The following is a 17,391-nucleotide window of genomic DNA, read 5'->3' on the forward strand; positions in this document are numbered from 1 at the left end:
CCCTACCCCGAGATCCTGATGCCGGGGTTGATGCCCCAGACCGCCAGGGTGATGAACAGATCGGCGAAGACGACGGCGATGATGCAGAGCTTGATCGCCCGGCCGGCCGCCACACCCACGCCCTCGGGGCCGCCGGAGGCGAAGAACCCGTAATAACACTGGATGAATGTCGTGATCGCCACGAACACAATCGCTTTCAGCAGTGACCACAGCACGTCGTGCGGGATGAGGAACTGGAAGAAGTAGTGCTGGAAGGTGCCGGACGCGGTGCCGCCGACCAGTTGCACGGTCAGCGAGCAGGAGATGTAGGCGAACGGCAGCGCCAGGCAGTACAGCGGGACGATCGCGATCATCGCCGCGATCATGCGGGTGCTGACCAGGTACGGCAGCGGCCGGATCGCCTGCGATTCCAGCGCGTCGATCTCCTCGGAGATGCGCATGGCGCCCAACTGCGCGGTGAACCGGCAGCCCGCTTGGGAGGCGAATGCCACGGTGGCGAGCATCGGCCCGAGTTCGCGGGTGGTCGCGAAGGCCGAGACCGCACCGGTGAGCGGGCCCAGTCCGAGCAGGTTCAGCGAGTTGTAACCCTGGAGCCCGACGGTGATGCCGCCGAACGCGCTGAGGATGAGGACCACGCCGATGGTTCCGCCACCGACGATGATGTTGCCGTTGCCCCAGGTGACATCCGAGAGCAGGCGCCACACTTCCTTGGGATAGTGCTTGAACGCCAGCGGCATCGAACCGATCGACCGCAGGAAGAAGAAGACCTGATGGCCGATCCGGGCCAGCCAGTCGCGCGGGGCGCCGGCGGACGAACGAATCCGTTTGATGGGCCGCAGTAGCGGCGGTACATAGGTTGACGACACCGGCTCAGACCATCTGTGAGGGGAACAGGGTGTTGTAGATCTGCGTGATGATCAGGTTCGTCCCGAACAACATCACCGCCGACAGCACCACGGCCGTGTTCACCGAATTGGCGACACCACCGGGGCCACCGCGTGTATTCAGACCCGAATCGCAGGCGATGATCGCGGCGAGCAGGCCGAAGATCAGTGATTTCGCCAGTGCGGCAATCAGATCGGCGACCACCGCGAACGAGGAGAAGGTGCCGATATAGGAGCCCGGCGTCCCGTTCTGGGCGAAGACGTTGAAGACGTAACCGGTGACGAAGCCGACGAAGACGACGAAACCGCACAGCAGGACCGAGACCAGCATGGCCGCACCCAGTCGCGGCGCGACCAGGCGGCGCATCGGGTCGACGCCCATCACCTTCATGGCGTCGATCTCCTCGCGGATCGTGCGGGAGCCGAGATCGGCGCAGATGGCCGAACCGACCGCACCGGCGATCATGAGCGACGTGACCAGGGGCGCGCCCTGCTGGATGATGCCCAGGCCGTTGGCCGCGCCGATGAACGACGTCGCGCCGACCTGACCGGCGACCGATCCCACCTGGATGGAGACGATGACGCCGATCGGGATGGCGACCAGCAGCGTGGGCGCGGCGGCGACACTGGCCATGAACGCGCACTGCCGGACGAACTCCCCGAAGGGAAAGCGGCGCCGGAAGATACTGACGAACAACTCGGCAACGGCCGCGATGCCCATGAGGATCTGACGGCCGAAGGTCTCCAGCGAACGCTTGGGATGGTCCTGCCAGTACGCCTTGGTCCAGTCGACCGCCCCGCTCATCCTCGATGGTGCCGGTGGACTGTTCGTGAACTGCACTGACTAACCCCTCTCGACGCCGGTAACCAGCCCCGGCGACTGTTTGCTTGACGCACCTTACTACGGAGTTAGAAAAAACACACCACAATGTGTGCCCGGCGTCATAGACGCAGATCACGCTCCGCTAACCACTGTGATGGACGACATGATCTTGGGGCTTACCACAAAGGTTCCAGCTACTTTCTGGAACGAGTTACAAGTTTCTTGTACCGGTGTCCAACTTCTCCCTTCACGTAATTTCCCGGATTGAATTAGTCGTAAATAATGCTTGGTCTCGAGCCGTGCACAAAGGTTATCCACGGCGTCGTGTGATCGCCTGTCACCGGCTCGGGGTGTCGGCCGCCCGCGACGCGCCGGTCACGTGCGGAAACGGGAATCCGCCCGGTCCGGCCGTAACGGCGCGAACCGGACGCTCGATCCGGGGGACAGGGCGGCAGTACGAGACGCGCCCCGGCCCGAATACTGACAGGATGTAGTACTACATCGCTGATATCGTGCGGGCTTCTGACGTCTGGAGGGACATGTTCAACAAACTCGCCAGGGTGGCTCGTGCCGCCTTCGCCGTCGCCCTGGGCACGGCGCTGCTCGGGACGGGTGCGGGTGTCGCGCACGCGGATCCCGGGCCGGTGATCGGAGGCGGCTCCGGAATCATCATCGACAACCAGTTCGAGTGCACGGTGACCACCATCGGCCACGACGCGGCCGGCCGTCTGGTCGGCCTCACGGCCGGACACTGTGGCGAGGCGGGCTCGCAGGTGTGGGCCGAGCAGGACCGCGGCGCGGGCGTGATCGGCACGTTCGCCTACTCCAATCACGATCTGGACTACGCGGTCATCCAGTTCAACGACAAGGTCGTCCCGGTCAACCGGATCGGCAATGTCACGATCGGCGCGGTCGGCGCGCCGCCGCAGTTCCCCTCGATCGTCTGCAAGGAGGGCCGCACCACCGGCAACACCTGCGGCATCGCCTGGGGCGATATCTTCCAGACCGACGAGACGTGGACCCAGATGTGCGTCGTCGAGGGCGATTCGGGCGCACCGGTCGTGGTCGGCAACACCCTGGTCGCCATGGTCAACGCCTATCTGGCCGTCGCCTGCTTCGGACCCGAGGTCGGCACGAATATGAACGCGATCCTGGCCGATCTGAACGGCCGCGGCCAAGCCGGAGCGGGCTACACCCCGATCTGACGGTTGGTCGCGAAAACCGCGGGGCGGTGAGGATTTTCCTCACCGCCCCGCGGTGTGTCCAGGGTTGCCGGCTCCGTCCCTGTTCACTGCCCGGCGCCCTGTTCACCGCCACTACTCCCGGACGATGGTGGGCTGCACGGCCGGGCCGCTCACCGCGGCGCAGCTGGGGAGGCAGTCGACCGTGGCGCGTTCCGCCGGCTTGCGGCGCGGCGCGCCCAGCAGGGCGGCCGCTATGAGCGCACCGGCGATCAGCAGGCCCACGCAGATCCGCATGGCGATGGTGAAGCCCTGATCGATGACCGCCGCGTCCTGGATGGATCCGGAGATACCCGCCAGTCCGGGCAGCGCCGCCACCGCGAGCAGCTGCGCCGTGCGGGCCACCGCGTTGTTCACCCCCGAGGCGATTCCGGCCTCACTGGCGGGCACCGCGCCCAGCACCGCCCCGGTCAGCGGCGCGACCAGCGCCGACAGCCCCAGGCCGAACACCAGGACGCCGGGCAGCACATCCCGCACGTATCCGGCCGCGGAGGCCGAGTCGGGCCCGATCCGCAACAGCAGCAGCACACCCGCCGCGGCCAGCAGCGGCCCGGCCGTCATCGGCAGCCGCGGCCCGTGCCGCTGCGCCCACCGCCCGGCCGGCGCCGACAGCGCCAGCATCAGCACGGTCACCGGCAGGGTCGCGATCCCCGAGAAGAGCGGGGAGTACCCGGCCACCTGCTGCAACTGCAGCACCAGCAGGAAGAACACCCCGCCCAGCGCGGCATAAACGGCCAGCGTCACCAGATTGGCCGCGGTGAACACGCGGCCGGAGCGCGGATCGCGGTGTGCCTCCGCCGCATCGCCGCGCGCCACCGGCGCCCCCGTGAACAGCGCCGGCGGGACCAGCGGGTGGTCGCTGCGCATCTCGACGACCACGAACACCCCGAGCAGGATCAGCCCGGCCACGCTCACCAGCGGCATCCCCTGGATGAGACCGAAGGTCAAGGCGCCCAACCCGAGAGCGACCACCACCGCGCCGGGCACGTCCAGCCGATCGGACGCGCCGGGATCGCGGCTCTCCGGGACGTGCCGCACCGACACCGCCACCACGACCGCGGCCAGCGGCAGATTGATCAGGAATATCGAGCGCCAGCCGGCCACCTCGATCAGCCAGCCGCCGAGGAACGGGCCCAGCGCGCCGGCGATACCGCCGAATCCGGACCACAGGCCGATCGCCGCACCCTGATCGCGTTCATCGATGGACGAGGAGATCAGGGCCAGGCTGCCCGGTGTCAGCAGCGCGCCCGCCACCCCTTGCAGGACGCGGGCCAGCACCAGCATCTCGATATTCACCGCGGCCCCGCACAGCACCGAGGCGACGGCGAATCCGATCGTGCCCCAGACGAATACCCGCCGTCGGCCCAGCCGGTCGCCGAGCGAGCCGCCGAGCAGGATGAACGACGCCAGGGTCAGCGTGTAACCGCTCAGGACCCACTGCAATCCGGACACCCCGGTCTGCAGCGATTCGCCGATCCGCGGCAGCGCGATATTGACCACCGTCGCGTCCAGCGCGGCCACCGACGATCCGAGCACCGTGGCCAGCACGATCCACCGTCCGGTCGCCGATCCGAGGCGCGGCAGTTGCGTGGTATTCACCCGGACCACGCTACGGCGCTCCCCAGGGTGGAGACAGGATTTCGGGGCGTCAGAGATCCTGTACGCAGACGACGAATCGGCGCTGGTCGTAGACGTATCCGCCGTCCGATCCCGGGCAGGCGTCGACGGCGTCGGTATTCGGGAGGATGCTCAGCACCCGCACGCCCTCGGTGGCCTTGGCAGCGCAGTCGATGCGTTTGACGACCTCACCGCCGAGATCCATGCAGCCGCCGACGACCCAGTCCCGGTCCAGGCACAGCGCGCCGGTCTCGCGGCCGCGCAGGGTCTCGTAGTAGATCTCGTCGGCGTCGGAGGGGCACCCGTCGGAGTTCGGCGCCTTGCCGACGACCTTGAAATTGGATTCGGCGCTGCCGCACGCGGCCTTGTCGATGGTGGCCGCCGAGGTGCTGCCGCCCAGCTTGACGCACTGGCCGATCTCGACCTGGATATCGACGTCACCGCCCGCGGTGGGCGGCGCGTGCGGCGTGGTCGATCCCGCCTTGACCACGCTGTTCGCCGCGGAGGGATGCCCACTCACGGTCGACCCGCACGCCGCGAGGCCGAATACGCAGGCAACCGCCCATGCCGCCAACAGAATTCGCACCCGAGTCAGACTAACGGCGGCGTGCCCGCCCCGGGCCCCGGCGTGTGATCCGTCACCGAGAATCGCGCGGGCGTCCCGGATTCGGCGTTCCAGCAAACGATCTGGGTATGGTGAGGGAGTCGGGGCGAAGGGAGCGGACCGTGAAGCTGATCAGCGCAATCATGTGCTCGGCGGTAGCGGTCGGGGCCTGGTCGGCCGTCACCGGCACCGCCTCGGCAACCGACGTGCATTGCGACTCCGGCGAGGGTCGCGACATCACCGTCGTAGACGGCCGCACCGCCTGCCGGGCCGCCGCCGACTCCGGCTACGCGCGGGCCGCCGGTTTCGACGGGGTCGGCTACGCCAAGGCGACGGCCGGTGCGGTCGCGCTGGGCATCGGCGCCGCCGGCGGCATCGGGGCAAGCCAGGGTGTGACCGGCGTTCCGGTCGCCATCGGCCTCGGGCCGGACGCCTACGCCTACACCTCGATCGATGCGGCGCCCGGCGGCAACCGCCTGGGAATCACCGTGGCGATGAACGGTTCCCGGGCCCAGATCGACTCGGCCGAACATTCGGCGTCCTGCCTGGGCTCGGCTGCCTTCGCGTGGGATTCGCTCAGCGGCACCGGCTGCGCGGCGACACCGGTGGGGCTCTGGCACACCGCGTCCTCCGCGTTACCCTGACCCCGGGCCCGCCGTGCCCGATGGCGGGCCGGAACGCTATCGGCCGCGACGCGGCGGACAGGAGGGGCGGCATATGGTCGCGGGAGATCCCGAGGAGCTGTCCCCGGACACCGTGCCCGTCGCGGCGCCGGAGCGGATGGTCATCGATCCCCGTTTCGTCTCCGTGGTGCACCGGTTCTTCCGGCTGTTCGCCCGGCCCCCGCGCGGCGGCGGCGCCTTCGCGATCTACCTGCACGGACGACCCGTGGTGGACGTCTGGGCCGGATGGTCCGGGGTGGACGAGCGCTGGCAGCGCGACACCGTGGCGCTGAGCTTCTCGACCGGTAAGGGCGTCGCGGCGACGGTGCTGCATCGCGTGGCCGAGCGCGGCCTGATCGACTACGACACCCCGGTCGCCGAGTACTGGCCCGAATTCGCCGCGCACGGCAAGGAGGAGATCACCGTCCGCGACGTGCTCGCCCATCGCGCCGGGCTGCACCGGGTGCGCGGGCTGGCGGAGTCCTTCGACGGGATGCTCGACTACGACGCGATGGTGGCGGCCCTGGCCGACGCCGTTCCCGACCCGCGGCGGCTGCAGGCCTCGGGGTATCACGCGGTGACATTCGGCTGGCTGGTCGCCGAGCTGGTACAGCGGGCGACCGGCGACGACTTCACCGAGGTGCTGCGCCGGGAGATCGCCGAACCGCTGCGCACCGAGGAGTTCTGGTACCGGGTGCCGGAATCCGAGCGCCACCGGATCGCCCGCACGTTCCCGCGGCTGCGGGTGCCCGGACTGCGGTGGGATACCGCGTCCTCGGTGCTCGCGCGATCCCGCGCGCTCAGCGGCGTCGCGGAGGCCGGGATGCCCGCCGGCCTGGACCAGCTGATCGCCGATCCGCGCGTGCACGACGCCGTCATGCCCGGATTCAACGGCGTGTTCTCGGCGCGGGCCCTGGCGCGGATGTACGGCGCGCTGGCGAACGACGGCCGGCTCGCGCCCGACGCGCCGGCGCACGAGACGGGCGAGACGCCGCTGCTGCGGCCGGAGACGATCGAGACGATCAACAAGGTCCAGCGCACCGGGCATCGCGACTACGTGCTCGGCGTGCCCACCCCCTTCACGCTGGGCTATCACCGGCCGCCGATGCTGACCCGGCGTCCGCCCCGAAAGGCGTTCGGCCACTACGGCGTCGGCGGTTCGGGCGCCTACGCCGACCCCGAAATCGGCATGTCGGTCGCCTTCGTCACCAACCGGCTCGGCAATTCGCTGACGACGATCGGGGACGGGCGGCTGGCCCGGCTGGCGGGGCTCGCGCGCGCCGCGGTCCTGCGGGAACCGGACTAGGGGCACGCGGGAACCGCACTAGGGGATCGAACCGGTCGGCCCTATCATTCGTATTTGTGCACATGAGTGCGCAGACCTCAGGGGACCGGCCGCGGGTACCGCGGCTGACGGTGGTGCACGCGCTCTGGGCGGGCGTCGATTTTCAGCGATATTTCCGGTGGCGGCGGTCGCGGGAAGGCGATCCGTTCTTCGTTCGATTTCCCGGATTCGGCGCCGTCCTGTTCACTGGAACGAGTTCGGGCGCAAGGGAATTGTTCCGGATGCCGATCGATATTCTGGAACCGCCGCGCCCCAACCCCATCGAGCCGCTGGTGGGTTCGGCGTCTTTGATTCTGGCCCGCGACGAACGGCACCGCCGCGAACGCGCCGTTCTCGCGCCGGCATTTCATCGAGATCGAATTCGGCGGTACGGCAACGCCATTCGCGAGGCGACGATCGACGAGTTGGACGGCCGGGGCAGCACGCCCGCCTGGCGGCCCGGCACCCGGATCGACGCCCGCGCCGCCGCCCGGGCGATCACGCTGCGGGTCATCCTCACGGCGGTGCTCGGCGTGGAGGATCCCGCGCGCCGCGTCGAGTACACCGCCACCGTCGGGGCGTTCCTCACGGCGTTCAGCGGGCCGCTGATGCTGGTTCCGGCCCTGCGGCACGGCGCGTTCGGCCGGGCGCCCTGGGACCGGTTCCGGGTCACGCGCGACCGGCTCGACGCCCTCATCGACGCCGACGTCGCGGACCGCCGGCGCACCGGCGCGGCCGGAACGGACATCCTGGACCTGCTGCTGCGCTCCGAATGCGACGACGGCGCGGCGCTCGGCGGCGAGGATCTGCGCGACCATCTGCGCACCATGCTGGTCGCCGGGCACGAGACCACCGCGACCAGCCTGGTGTGGGCGCTGTTCCGGCTGCACCGGCAGCCGGACACGCTGCGGCGGCTGCGCGCGGAACTGGCGGAGGCGGGCGAGGTGGAGCCGGAGGAGCTCGCGCGGCTGCCGTACCTGGACGCGGTGTGCCAGGAGACGCTGCGGCTGCATCCGCCCGTCCCGATCGTGCTGCGGCGGCTGACCGGACCGGGCGCGCTGGGCGGGGTGGACCTGTCCGCGGGGGATACCGCGGGCATCGCGATCCCGCTGCTGCACTCCGATCCGGAGATCTGGACGGATCCGGACGAGTTCCGGCCGGAACGCTTCCTGGAGCGCCGGCACGGCCCCTTCGAATTCGCGCCCTACGGCGGCGGGCACCGGCGTTGCCTGGGCGCCGCGCTGGCCGACTACGAGTTGCGCATCGTGCTGGCCACCGTGCTCGCCCGCGTCGTCCCGGCGCTGTCCCCGCGGTACGCGCGCGGCCGAATTCCGCTGGCCGTACCGCACAACATCGCGACCGGCCCCCATGCGGGAATCACCTTCGACATCGTGTCGACATGGCCGTGATCCGCCAGTCGATTGTGATTTAAATCACAATCAGGTTTTGTAACGCATCGGTCCGGTTTGTCGGCCCGGTCCGCCCCGGCTACCCCGACTCGCCGAGCCGAACGGCGCAGACACGCCATGGCGACCGGCCGTGTCGAACAGGGTGACATGTCGCACACCGAATGGTCGAACTTCATAACCGCCGGAAGACAATTGGCGCCCACGGGCATGGGATGTAGTAATGGACCGGGGTCGGGGCCCTGGCACCACAGATCTTCCTGCGCGCGTGTCCGCGTGTCCGCGTGCGAATTGGGATGGAGAGGACGAAACGGCTGTGCGCACCACCATCTGTCGGAGACCCGGCCGGGACGCGGCGACCCGGACCATGCGGATCGGCGTTCTAACGCTCGCGGCGGCCGCCGCCGGCGCGATCGCCTTCGCGCCCGCATCGGCCGCGCCGCTGTGGCCGGGCGGCCCGGACGTCGGGGGCCCGGCCGCGGTGCCGCAGCAGCAGCCCGAGCCGGGCGCCGCTCCGATGAAGAACCCGCCGGCGCTGCCGGCGGCCAATTTCGCGGCCCCCAATATCGGCCCCGGCGACGGCGAGGTCGTCGGCGTGGCCCAGCCGGTCGTCATCAACTTCAAGGAGCCGGTGGGCGACCACGCGGCCGCCGAGAAGGCCATCCGCATCACCTCGTCCAACCCGGTGCAGGGCCACTTCTACTGGCTCGGCGACAAGCAGGTGCGCTGGCGGCCCGAGAACTTCTGGACCGCCAACTCCGACATCACCGTCGAGGCCGGCGGCACCAAGGTCGCGTACAAGGTCGGCGACGAGGTCATCAGCACGGCCGACGACGCGACCCACACGGTCACGATCACCCGCAACGGCGAGGTGATCAAGGAAATGCCGACCTCGATGGGCAAGACCAAGCACGAGACGCCCAACGGCACCTACTACGTGGGTGAGAAGAACCGGAAGATGATCATGGACTCCTCCACCTACGGGGTCCCGACCACCGATCCGGAGGGCTACAAGCTCGAGGTCGAGTACGCCACGCGCCTGTCCAACAGCGGCATCTTCGTGCACTCGGCCCCGTGGTCGGTTGCGCAGCAGGGCGTTTCGGACACCAGCCACGGCTGCCTGAACGTCAGCCCCGCCGACGCCCAGTGGTTCTTCGAGAACGCGCAGAAGGGCGACCCGGTCATCGTGCAGAACTCCAAGGGCACCTTCAGCACCAGCGACGGCATGGGCGACTGGAACTGATCCCGGCCAAAAGCATGCCGGGAAAGTAGAAGTCGGCAAGCCGGGAACGTAGGCGTGGACATGCCGGGAACGTAGATTCGACGAAGGGCCTCGGACGATTGTCCGGGGCCCTTCGTCGTGCGTCGCCTCACCCATGTTTCCGGCACGCTTTTGGCCGGAAACACCAGCGCTTACCAGATACGTACGCGCTCAGCGGGATCCAAATACAGGGCGTCGCCCTCGGTGACCTCGAAGGCCTCGTGGAAGCCGTCGAGGTTGCGGACCACGCCGTTGCAGCGGAATTCCGGCGGGGAGTGAGGGTCGATGGCGAGGCGGCGGATCGCCTCCTCCTTGCGAGACTTGGTGCGCCACACCTGGGCCCAACCGAAGAAGACCCGCTGCAGGCCGGTGAGGCCGTCGACGACCGGCGGTTCGGCGCCGTCGAGGGCGATCTTGTAGGCCTGCAACGCGATCGACAGGCCGCCGAGGTCGCCGATATTCTCGCCGATGGTGAATTCGCCGTTCACCGTATGGTTGTCGGGCAGATCGCTGGGGGAGAACAGGTTGTACTGCTCGATCAGCGCCTTGGTCCGCTTGCCGAACTCTGCGCGGTCGGCATCGGTCCACCAGTCGACCATATTGCCGTCGCCGTCGTACTTACTGCCCTGATCGTCGAAGCCGTGCCCGATCTCGTGGCCGATCACCGCGCCGATACCGCCGTAGTTGGCGGCGTCGTCGGCGTTCATGTCGAAGAACGGGGGTTGCAGGATCGCGGCGGGGAAGACGATCTCGTTCATGCCCGGGTTGTAATAGGCGTTGACCGTCTGCGGCGTCATGAACCATTCGTCGCGGTCGACGGGGCCGCCGAGCTTGTTCAGGTCGCGGTCGTGGTCGGCGGCGTAGCCGCGGCGGTAGTTGCCGACCAGATCGGCCGGATCGATGGTGACGGCCGAGTAGTCGCGCCAGCGGTCCGGGTAGCCGATCTTCGGGGTGAACTTCTCCAGTTTCGCGAGCGCGGCCTGCCGGGTCTCAGGACCCATCCAGTCCAGCCCGGTGATGTTGCGGCGGTACGCCTCGGTCAGGTTGGCGACCAGCTGCTGCATGCGCTGCTTGGCCTCGGGCGGAAAGTGCTTCGCCACGTACAGCTTTCCGACCGCCTCGCCGAGCAGGTCCTGCACCAGCGAGACGCCGCGCTTCCAGCGCTCCCGGTTCTCCTGCGCGCCGGTGAGGGTGCGGCCGTAGAAGTCGAAGTTCTCCTCGACCAGCGCGCCGGTCAGATACGCCGCCCGCGCGCGCAGCACCCGCCAGGTGGCCCACGCCCGCCAGTCCTCGAGCGATTCCGAGGCCCACAGCCCGGCGAAGGTGCGCACGTAATCCGGTTGGCGCACCACGAGTTCGGCGAACAGCTCCGGACCGGAGCGGTCGACGCCCTCGGCGGTCGCCGACGTCCATGCGGCCCAGTCGAATTCCGGGTTCTCGGCGGCGAGCGCGTCGAAAGTGGTGAGGTTGTAACTCAATTCGGCGTCGCGGCGGCGCACCACGTCCCAGTGGCCGGCCGCAAGCTTGCGCTCGAGATCGAAGACGCGCTGCGGGTCGGCGTCGATACCGGCGAGGGTGAACATACGGCCGATGTGGTCGACGTACTTGCCGCGGATCTCGGCGTACTCCTCGCCGCGGTAGTAGGACTCGTCGGGCAGGCCGATACCGGACTGGGTGGCGTGCACCAGATAGCGCTGGGAGTTCTTGTCGTCGGTGTCGACGTAGAACATCAGCGCCCCGCCGACGCCGACGCGCTGCAACCGGCCCAGCAGGGCGGCGAATTCGGAGCGGTCGGTCACGGCGCGGATCGCGGCCAGTTCATCGGCGATCGGGGTCAGCCCGGCGGCCTCCACGGCCGCCTCGTCCATGAAGCTGGTGTAGAGGTCGCCGATCTTGCGCTCGTCGCTGCCCGCGGCAGCGTCCGACGCGGCGGCGTCCTGGATGATCGTCTGGACATCCAGTTCCGCCTGGTCGTACAGCGTGCGGAAGGCGCCGTCGACCGCGCGATCGGCCGGAATCTCGTAGCTCTCCAGCCACTTGCCGTTGACGTGCGCGAACAGGTCGTCCTGCACCCGCACAGCGTCGTCGCGATAGGTCAGATCGATACCGGAGGGGGTCGTCACGTCGGCAGTCACGATCTCCAGTATGCAGATGCGGGGCGGGAGCGCGCCGGGACCTACACGAGCACCCGGTCGAACTCGCCGTCGCGCGCTCCCGCCACGAACGCGTCCCACTCGCCGGTCGTGAAGGTGAGCGCGATGTCGCCGTGGCGGACGACGGCGCCGCCGGAGCGGGTGGGCTCGGCGGATACCGCGCCTGCCGGGCCGGATCCGAGTACAGCGCCGAGGAAACGCATCCATTCCCCGGCGGTGAGGACGATGACGGGCGCGTCCTCGGGGCGGTGCGCCGGATCGCGACGGAATTTGCTGTCGCGGACGAGCACCGCGTCGCCGTCGAATCGCACCTCGACACACTGGTTGCCGTTGTTGGTGCGGGTCGACGTGAACCAACCGGTGGCCTGTGGCCGATACCTGGCGGTCGTTGACATGCGGAGGATTCTACACGCGCGCATGCTTTCTGATCAGCGTCAATGATTCACTGCGACTGAGGGATTGGTCGAGGGCGCGCACATAGGCGAACGCCAGATCACGCACCTGTTCCGGATTGTCGACCACCCCGCCGAATACCGCGCTCTCGGCCCACGCGAACGTCGGCAGGGTATCGCCGGCGAAGTCGAGCAGGTGGAAGCTCGACCCGCCGAGAATCGCGCCGGCCGGGGCACTGAACGGGATGACCCGCACGTCTACCGTATCGAGATCCTCGACCAGACCGGCCAGGTATTCCAGCTGCCCGCGCAGCACCTTCGGCCCGCCGATCTGCTGTAGCAGCGTCGCCTCGCTCATCACCGCGGTGAGTTCCGCCCGCTCCGGACCCCGCAGCCGCCGCTGCCGGCGCATCCGCACGGCCACCAGCTGTTCCACCTGGACCGGGCGGATCATGACGTCCGCGCTGATCAGCGCGCGGGCGTACGCCTCGGTCTGGAGCAGGCCGGGCACCACCAGGCTGTCGTAGCTGCGGATGTAATCCGCGCCGTACTCCATGCCGTAGTAGCGCTGCAGGTCCGGATTGATCAGCGCCGACGAGGTGGCCCACCAGCCGCGGTCTTTACTGGCCGACAGCAATGCCAGAAGTTCGCCGCGCTCCGCCTCGCCCACCTCCAGCAGGTCGAGCACCGGGCCGATCGTATTCAGCGTCAGGACCCGGCGGCCCTTCTCGACGTGGGACCAGTTGGCCGGGGTGAAGCCGACCCGTTTGGCGAAGGTGGCGGAATCGAACCCACGCTGTTCGCGCAGTTCACGCAGGCGCAGCACCAGTTCCCAGCGGGCGACCGTAGGCGACAGCGGAGCCATGGAAGGTGATGGTACGCCCGGATATTCCCCGGTGTGTGACTATTGTCATTTTAATTATTCAGTTATACGGTCTAGGCATAGCTGGACTGGACTCGACCCGGACGCTCGACACGAGACGAGGTTCGCCATGAGTACGCTCGACCCCTCCGGACCAGGTTCCACCGGAGCGACGGGGCCGGAGTCGGCAGCGCGCATCAGCCCGGAGGCCCCCGCGGGACCGCCGGGCGGCCAGCTGCGGCACGGCGGCCCGGCGGCGTACACCGCGACCCAGGAGTCCTTCGCCCGCTGCCGCCGATACCGCATGGAGAACGGGCTGTACGGCGTGGTGGAGCCGACGCTCGGGCGAATCATGCTGGAGGTGGGCGCGGTCGGCGCGATCACCGTGCCCGCGGCGCTGGGCGGCCGGATGCGGGCCCGGCTGGCGGCGGGTCCGCCGCGCGGTCCGATCATCGGCCATCCGCGCTCCTCGCGCTGGACCTTCCTCACCGATCCGGCCGCCGGGCCGGGCGACCAGGCGGTGACGGCGGAACTGCTCCGGCTGGGCGCCTCGCTCCCGCTGCCCGGCACCCACATCGTGCTGCCGTCGCCGACCGACGAACGCACCGGGTACCGGGTGTGGATCGACCCGCCGGACGGGGACTTCCGGCCGGGACTCGCGGAGGTCGTCGCCGCCGTCCGCGAGTGCCGGATCAACGGGTCGGCTGCGGACTGAGCGTGACGCTCAGCTTGTTCTCCAGGGTGTCGCGGAAGTCGTGCTCGCACTGCTGGACCTTGGACTGATCGTTGCCGGCGTCCCGGACGCAGTCCACGTAGTCGCGTCCACCGTTGTTGACGAAGAAGCTGTAGCCGATGATCGCCTCGGCGGCCGCGCCGGCCAGGGCCAGCACACCCAGCACGATGCCCGCGATCGCCATGCCGAAGCCGCCCGCAGTGCCCCGACGGGCCTTGACCGCGGCGATGATTCCGAACAGCAGCGCGAACGGCCCGAGCACGATCGCGCCGAAGAAGATCAGCAGTCCCAGCACCGCGAGAATGCCCAGTACCAGCGAGGTGATCGCCAGGCCCTTGCGCTGCGGTGATTCCTGCCAATACTGCTGCCCCGGCGAATTACCGGGAGGCGGGGGATAGTTACCCGGCGGCGGGGGATACTGATCCGGCGGGGGCGGGTACTGACCGGGCGGGGGATACTGCCCGGGCGGCGGGTACTCCGGCATTGCTGTCCTCTCGTTCGCCCGGCCGTGGAGCCGGATTCGGGCGCTGTGAAATGTTATTGCGCCCCGAGCCGGGCGTGCATCTCCCACACCAGAACTTCCGACGGCGAATTCGCGACGATGCGCTGCCCGCCGCTGCGGGCCAGCCGTACCGCGTCGCCCTCGTAGAGAGTGCCGACGCCCTCCATCTCGATCTCGCCGTGCGCCACGAAAAGATGTAGATACGGCGCTTCCGGAATAGTCACCCGCGCCTCTTCTGGGGCACCCGCCAAGCGCGCGACATGCAGTGCGGAATGGCTGCTGTTGATGGCGATCGCGGTGCGGTCGCGATACTGCGGAAGGCCCGAGGCCACCGTCACCAGACCGCCGCCCGCCAGCTCGTCGTCGATCTCCAGCTGCTGGTAACCGGGGGTCAGGCCGGATTCGTCGGGGACCACCCACATCTGCACGAAATGGACCGGATCGACATGTTCGCCGGTGCCGCCCTGCTCCGGCGCCAGCCGCCAGGAATCGTTCTTTTCCGAGTGCAGAATTCCGGTGCCCGCGCTCATGCGCTGGGCCAGTCCCGGATAGATCACGCCGCTGTGCCCGAGGGAATCCTGATGGACCAGGGAACCACTGAGCACCCAGGTCACGATCTCCATATCCCGATGGGGGTGGGTATCGAATCCCTGCCCGGGGGAAACAATGTCCTCGTTATTTACCAGCAAAAGTCCGTGGTGCGTGTTTTCCGGATCGTAGTGTTCACCGAAGGAGAAAGAATGCTTCGAATCCAGCCATGCCACACGGGTTTTCATCCGGTCGCCGCCGCGGTGGACGTCGATGTGTGGTGTCGTGAGTGTGGACACCGTGGTCCTCCTCTCCGGCCGAGCACCGTTCACCTTTCAGGGTAGGAGCACATCACGAACCAGACCCTGAATTCCCAGTAAATTCTAGCGCGCGGCCTCATCGGCTCCGGCGCGGCGACCGCCACCGTACCCACGGTAAGCTCCCGACCGGTCGGGCGCCGTTCGGCAAATACCCGGCGCGGCTGCGGCCGCACCGGCCGTCCGGCACCAGCCGCCCGCCCGTATCATGGTGTGCCGCAACCGGAACCGGAGGTGAATCGCGCATGCGACCCGAGGTGTTCGCGGACGTCGAGCGCAAACTCCGGCGGCAGGCACACGCGGCGGGCATCGATCACTTCGTCGTGGGGGTGGCGGTGTTCCGGGACCGAAAATTGCTGGTAGTACGGCGTGTCGCGGATGATTGGCACGGCGGTATGTACGAACTGCCGGGCGGTGGCGTGGAATCCGGCGAATCCTTCGCCGACTGTGTGGCGCGCGAGTTGTACGAGGAGACCGGATTGCGCATGCGCCGGATCGTCGAGGTAGCCGGCGAATTCGACTACGCCACGCGGACCAAGGCCCGGGTGCGTAAATACAACTTCGTCGTGGAGGCGGAACCGGGCGAGGTCGCGCTGGCGCCGGGCGAGCACGACGAGTTCCGCTGGATCGATGCCCGGTCGCTCGCCGGACTGCCGATGGCCCCGGATATGCGGGAAGCGGTGCGCGCCCTGGTGACCGCGACCAGCGGACGCCCGGGATGACCAGAACCGACGATCGTCCCTCCCCGGCCGGAATCGTGCGCACGGCACTGGCCGCGATCGCCCACAGCCCCGGCATGCTGCGGCTGGCGACGGTGCGATTCGCGGGGCAGTTCGGCGACGGGATGTTCCAGGCGGCGCTGTCGGGGGCGATCCTGTTCAATCCCGAGCGCGCGACCGATCCGCTGGCGATCGCCGGCGGATTCACCGTGCTGCTGCTGCCGTATTCGGTGATCGGGCCCTATGCCGGGGCGCTGCTGGATCGGTGGGACCGCCGGATGGTGCTGCTGGTGGCGAACCTGCTGCGCGGCGTGCTGATCGCGGTGGCCGCGGCCGGGCTGCTGGGCGGCATCGCGGAGACGCCGCTCCTGCTGCTGGCGCTGGCGGTGATCGGTATCAGCCGGTTCGTGCTGGCCGGGGCGGGTGCGGCGCTGCCGCGGGTGCTGGCCGAGCAGTGGCTGGTGCCGATGAATTCGGTGCTGGCGACGGCGGCCTCGGGCTGCGCCGGGCTGGGCGCCGCGGTCTCCGTCGCGATCATCGGCGCCGTGGGGGCGGGTGATGCCGGATCCGCGGTGGCGGTCGCGGCCAGTGCGTCGGGATCGATCGTCGGCGCGGTGGCCGCGCTGGGTTTCCGGCGACGGGAGCTCGGACCGGATCAGGGGGGATCCACCCCGCGCAGTTCGCTCCGCGCGGTCGCGACCGGGTTGCGCACCGGCGCGCGGGCGGTGTGGGAGTCCCGCGAATGCACCACCGCCCTGATCGGCATCGGCACGCACCGGATCGTGTTCGGTGCCAACACGCTGCTGATGGTGCTGGTGTTGCGCCGCTCGTCCGCGGCGGGCCTTTCGCTGAGCAGCGGGCTGGTCGGTTTCGGGGTGGCCATCGCGGCCGCGGCCTCGGGCATGCTGGTCGCCGCGGTGATCGCGCCGCTGCTGATCCCGCGGCTGGGCCGTCCGCGCACGGTGGCGGCGGGCCTGACCACGGCCGTGCTGGTGCAGCTGGTGCTGGTCACGCCCATCACGGTGGCGGGCGCCGGCGGGGAGCACCGCGCCCATCAGCTACTGCTGGCCGGGGCGTTCCTGCTCGGGCTGGCGGGGCAGGTCATCAAGCTGACCGGCGACGCGACCCTGCAGATCGATATCGACGATGCCCGGCGCGGCCAGGTATTCGCCCTGCAGGACACGGTTTTCAACATCACGTTCGTCCTGGCCGTCGCGGTCACGGCGCTGGTGATCCCGGACGACGGGCGCTCGCCCGGGGTGGTGCTGGCCGGCGCCGTGATCTACGCCCTGGGCATCGCCGCGGTGCTGATCAACACGCGGCGACACACGGTCACCAGATAACGCGGTGCCGCGCCGTCCTG

The 17,391-nt window shown here is 69.1% G+C and carries 17 protein-coding genes; 8 read left to right on the plus strand and 9 right to left on the minus strand.

Annotation, left to right across the window (positions count from 1 at the left end):
* Positions 1-2: 2 nt before the first annotated feature.
* The gene (locus ON41_RS01080; protein ID WP_040744206.1) at positions 3-866 is read right to left on the minus strand and encodes an MlaE family ABC transporter permease; all 864 of its coding nucleotides are present in this window, start codon (positions 864-866) and stop codon (positions 3-5) included.
* A 4-nt stretch (positions 867-870) separates the two neighbouring features.
* A complete protein-coding gene (locus ON41_RS01085; RefSeq protein WP_051160832.1) occupies positions 871-1,689 on the minus strand; it encodes an MlaE family ABC transporter permease in 819 nt (272 codons plus the stop codon).
* A 557-nt stretch (positions 1,690-2,246) separates the two neighbouring features.
* On the opposite strand from ON41_RS01085, the gene ON41_RS01090 reads away from it, so the two are divergent.
* Complete coding sequence (locus tag ON41_RS01090) at positions 2,247-2,912, plus strand: chymotrypsin family serine protease (protein ID WP_040744210.1); 666 nt, start codon at positions 2,247-2,249, stop codon at positions 2,910-2,912.
* A gap of 111 nt (positions 2,913-3,023) precedes the next feature.
* Here the strand turns inward: ON41_RS01090 and ON41_RS01095 are convergent, their stop codons facing one another.
* A complete protein-coding gene (locus ON41_RS01095; protein ID WP_040744522.1) occupies positions 3,024-4,547 on the minus strand; it encodes an MFS transporter in 1,524 nt (507 codons plus the stop codon).
* A gap of 49 nt (positions 4,548-4,596) precedes the next feature.
* Positions 4,597-5,151: an LppU family putative lipoprotein gene (gene lppU / locus ON41_RS01100; protein ID WP_040744212.1), complete on the minus strand. Its 555-nt coding sequence runs from the start codon at positions 5,149-5,151 to the stop codon at positions 4,597-4,599.
* A 140-nt stretch (positions 5,152-5,291) separates the two neighbouring features.
* Between lppU and ON41_RS38720 the strand changes: the two genes are divergently transcribed.
* The 4 genes from ON41_RS38720 to ON41_RS01120 all read left to right on the plus strand — a co-directional run bounded on the left by ON41_RS38720 (position 5,292) and on the right by ON41_RS01120 (position 9,804).
* The gene (locus ON41_RS38720) at positions 5,292-5,813 is read left to right on the plus strand and encodes a DUF6764 family protein (RefSeq protein WP_051160833.1); all 522 of its coding nucleotides are present in this window, start codon (positions 5,292-5,294) and stop codon (positions 5,811-5,813) included.
* Positions 5,814-5,886: 73 nt separating this feature from the next.
* A complete protein-coding gene (locus tag ON41_RS01110) occupies positions 5,887-7,137 on the plus strand; it encodes a serine hydrolase domain-containing protein (RefSeq protein WP_246460948.1) in 1,251 nt (416 codons plus the stop codon).
* Positions 7,138-7,199: 62 nt separating this feature from the next.
* On the plus strand, positions 7,200-8,564 hold the full coding sequence (locus tag ON41_RS01115; RefSeq protein WP_051160834.1) for a cytochrome P450: 1,365 nt from the start codon (positions 7,200-7,202) through the stop codon (positions 8,562-8,564).
* A gap of 364 nt (positions 8,565-8,928) precedes the next feature.
* Positions 8,929-9,804 carry a L,D-transpeptidase gene (locus tag ON41_RS01120; RefSeq protein ID WP_051160835.1) on the plus strand — a complete coding sequence of 292 codons (876 nt, stop codon included), beginning with the start codon at positions 8,929-8,931 and terminating at the stop codon, positions 9,802-9,804.
* A 170-nt stretch (positions 9,805-9,974) separates the two neighbouring features.
* Here ON41_RS01120 and ON41_RS01125 read toward each other — a convergent pair whose 3' ends face one another.
* Genes ON41_RS01125 through ON41_RS01135 form a run of 3 tightly spaced genes read right to left on the minus strand, consistent with a single transcriptional unit; the run spans position 9,975 to position 13,232 of the window.
* On the minus strand, positions 9,975-11,945 hold the full coding sequence (locus ON41_RS01125; protein WP_040744214.1) for a M13 family metallopeptidase: 1,971 nt from the start codon (positions 11,943-11,945) through the stop codon (positions 9,975-9,977).
* Between the two features lie 53 nt (positions 11,946-11,998).
* Positions 11,999-12,370: a DUF397 domain-containing protein gene (locus ON41_RS01130; RefSeq protein ID WP_040744216.1), complete on the minus strand. Its 372-nt coding sequence runs from the start codon at positions 12,368-12,370 to the stop codon at positions 11,999-12,001.
* Positions 12,371-12,380: 10 nt separating this feature from the next.
* Complete coding sequence (locus ON41_RS01135) at positions 12,381-13,232, minus strand: helix-turn-helix domain-containing protein (protein WP_040744218.1); 852 nt, start codon at positions 13,230-13,232, stop codon at positions 12,381-12,383.
* 127 nt (positions 13,233-13,359) lie between these two features.
* Here ON41_RS01135 and ON41_RS01140 point away from each other — a divergent pair, with 127 nt between their 5' ends.
* The gene (locus ON41_RS01140) at positions 13,360-13,944 is read left to right on the plus strand and encodes a hypothetical protein (RefSeq protein WP_246460946.1); all 585 of its coding nucleotides are present in this window, start codon (positions 13,360-13,362) and stop codon (positions 13,942-13,944) included.
* Here ON41_RS01140 and ON41_RS01145 read toward each other — a convergent pair.
* Positions 13,922-14,446, minus strand: coding sequence for a DUF4190 domain-containing protein (locus tag ON41_RS01145; protein ID WP_040744220.1), 525 nt, complete (start codon positions 14,444-14,446; stop codon positions 13,922-13,924). The two genes, ON41_RS01140 and ON41_RS01145, sit on opposite strands and share 23 nt — an antisense overlap.
* Positions 14,447-14,499: 53 nt before the next feature.
* A complete protein-coding gene (locus ON41_RS01150; RefSeq protein ID WP_040744224.1) occupies positions 14,500-15,291 on the minus strand; it encodes a pirin family protein in 792 nt (263 codons plus the stop codon).
* Between the two features lie 263 nt (positions 15,292-15,554).
* On the opposite strand from ON41_RS01150, the gene ON41_RS01155 reads away from it, so the two are divergent.
* Entirely contained in the window at positions 15,555-16,031 is a 477-nt protein-coding gene (locus tag ON41_RS01155; protein ID WP_040744226.1) for an NUDIX hydrolase, read from the plus strand.
* Positions 16,028-17,371 (plus strand): MFS transporter, encoded by a 1,344-nt coding sequence (locus tag ON41_RS01160; RefSeq protein WP_051160836.1) that lies wholly within the window; start codon positions 16,028-16,030, stop codon positions 17,369-17,371. Before ON41_RS01155 ends, ON41_RS01160 begins: the two co-directional genes overlap by 4 nt.
* Positions 17,372-17,391 lie beyond the last annotated feature (20 nt).

Origin of the sequence: Nocardia transvalensis NBRC 15921 (assembly GCF_000308875.1) — a bacterium.
Lineage (GTDB): Bacteria > Actinomycetota > Actinomycetes > Mycobacteriales > Mycobacteriaceae > Nocardia > Nocardia transvalensis.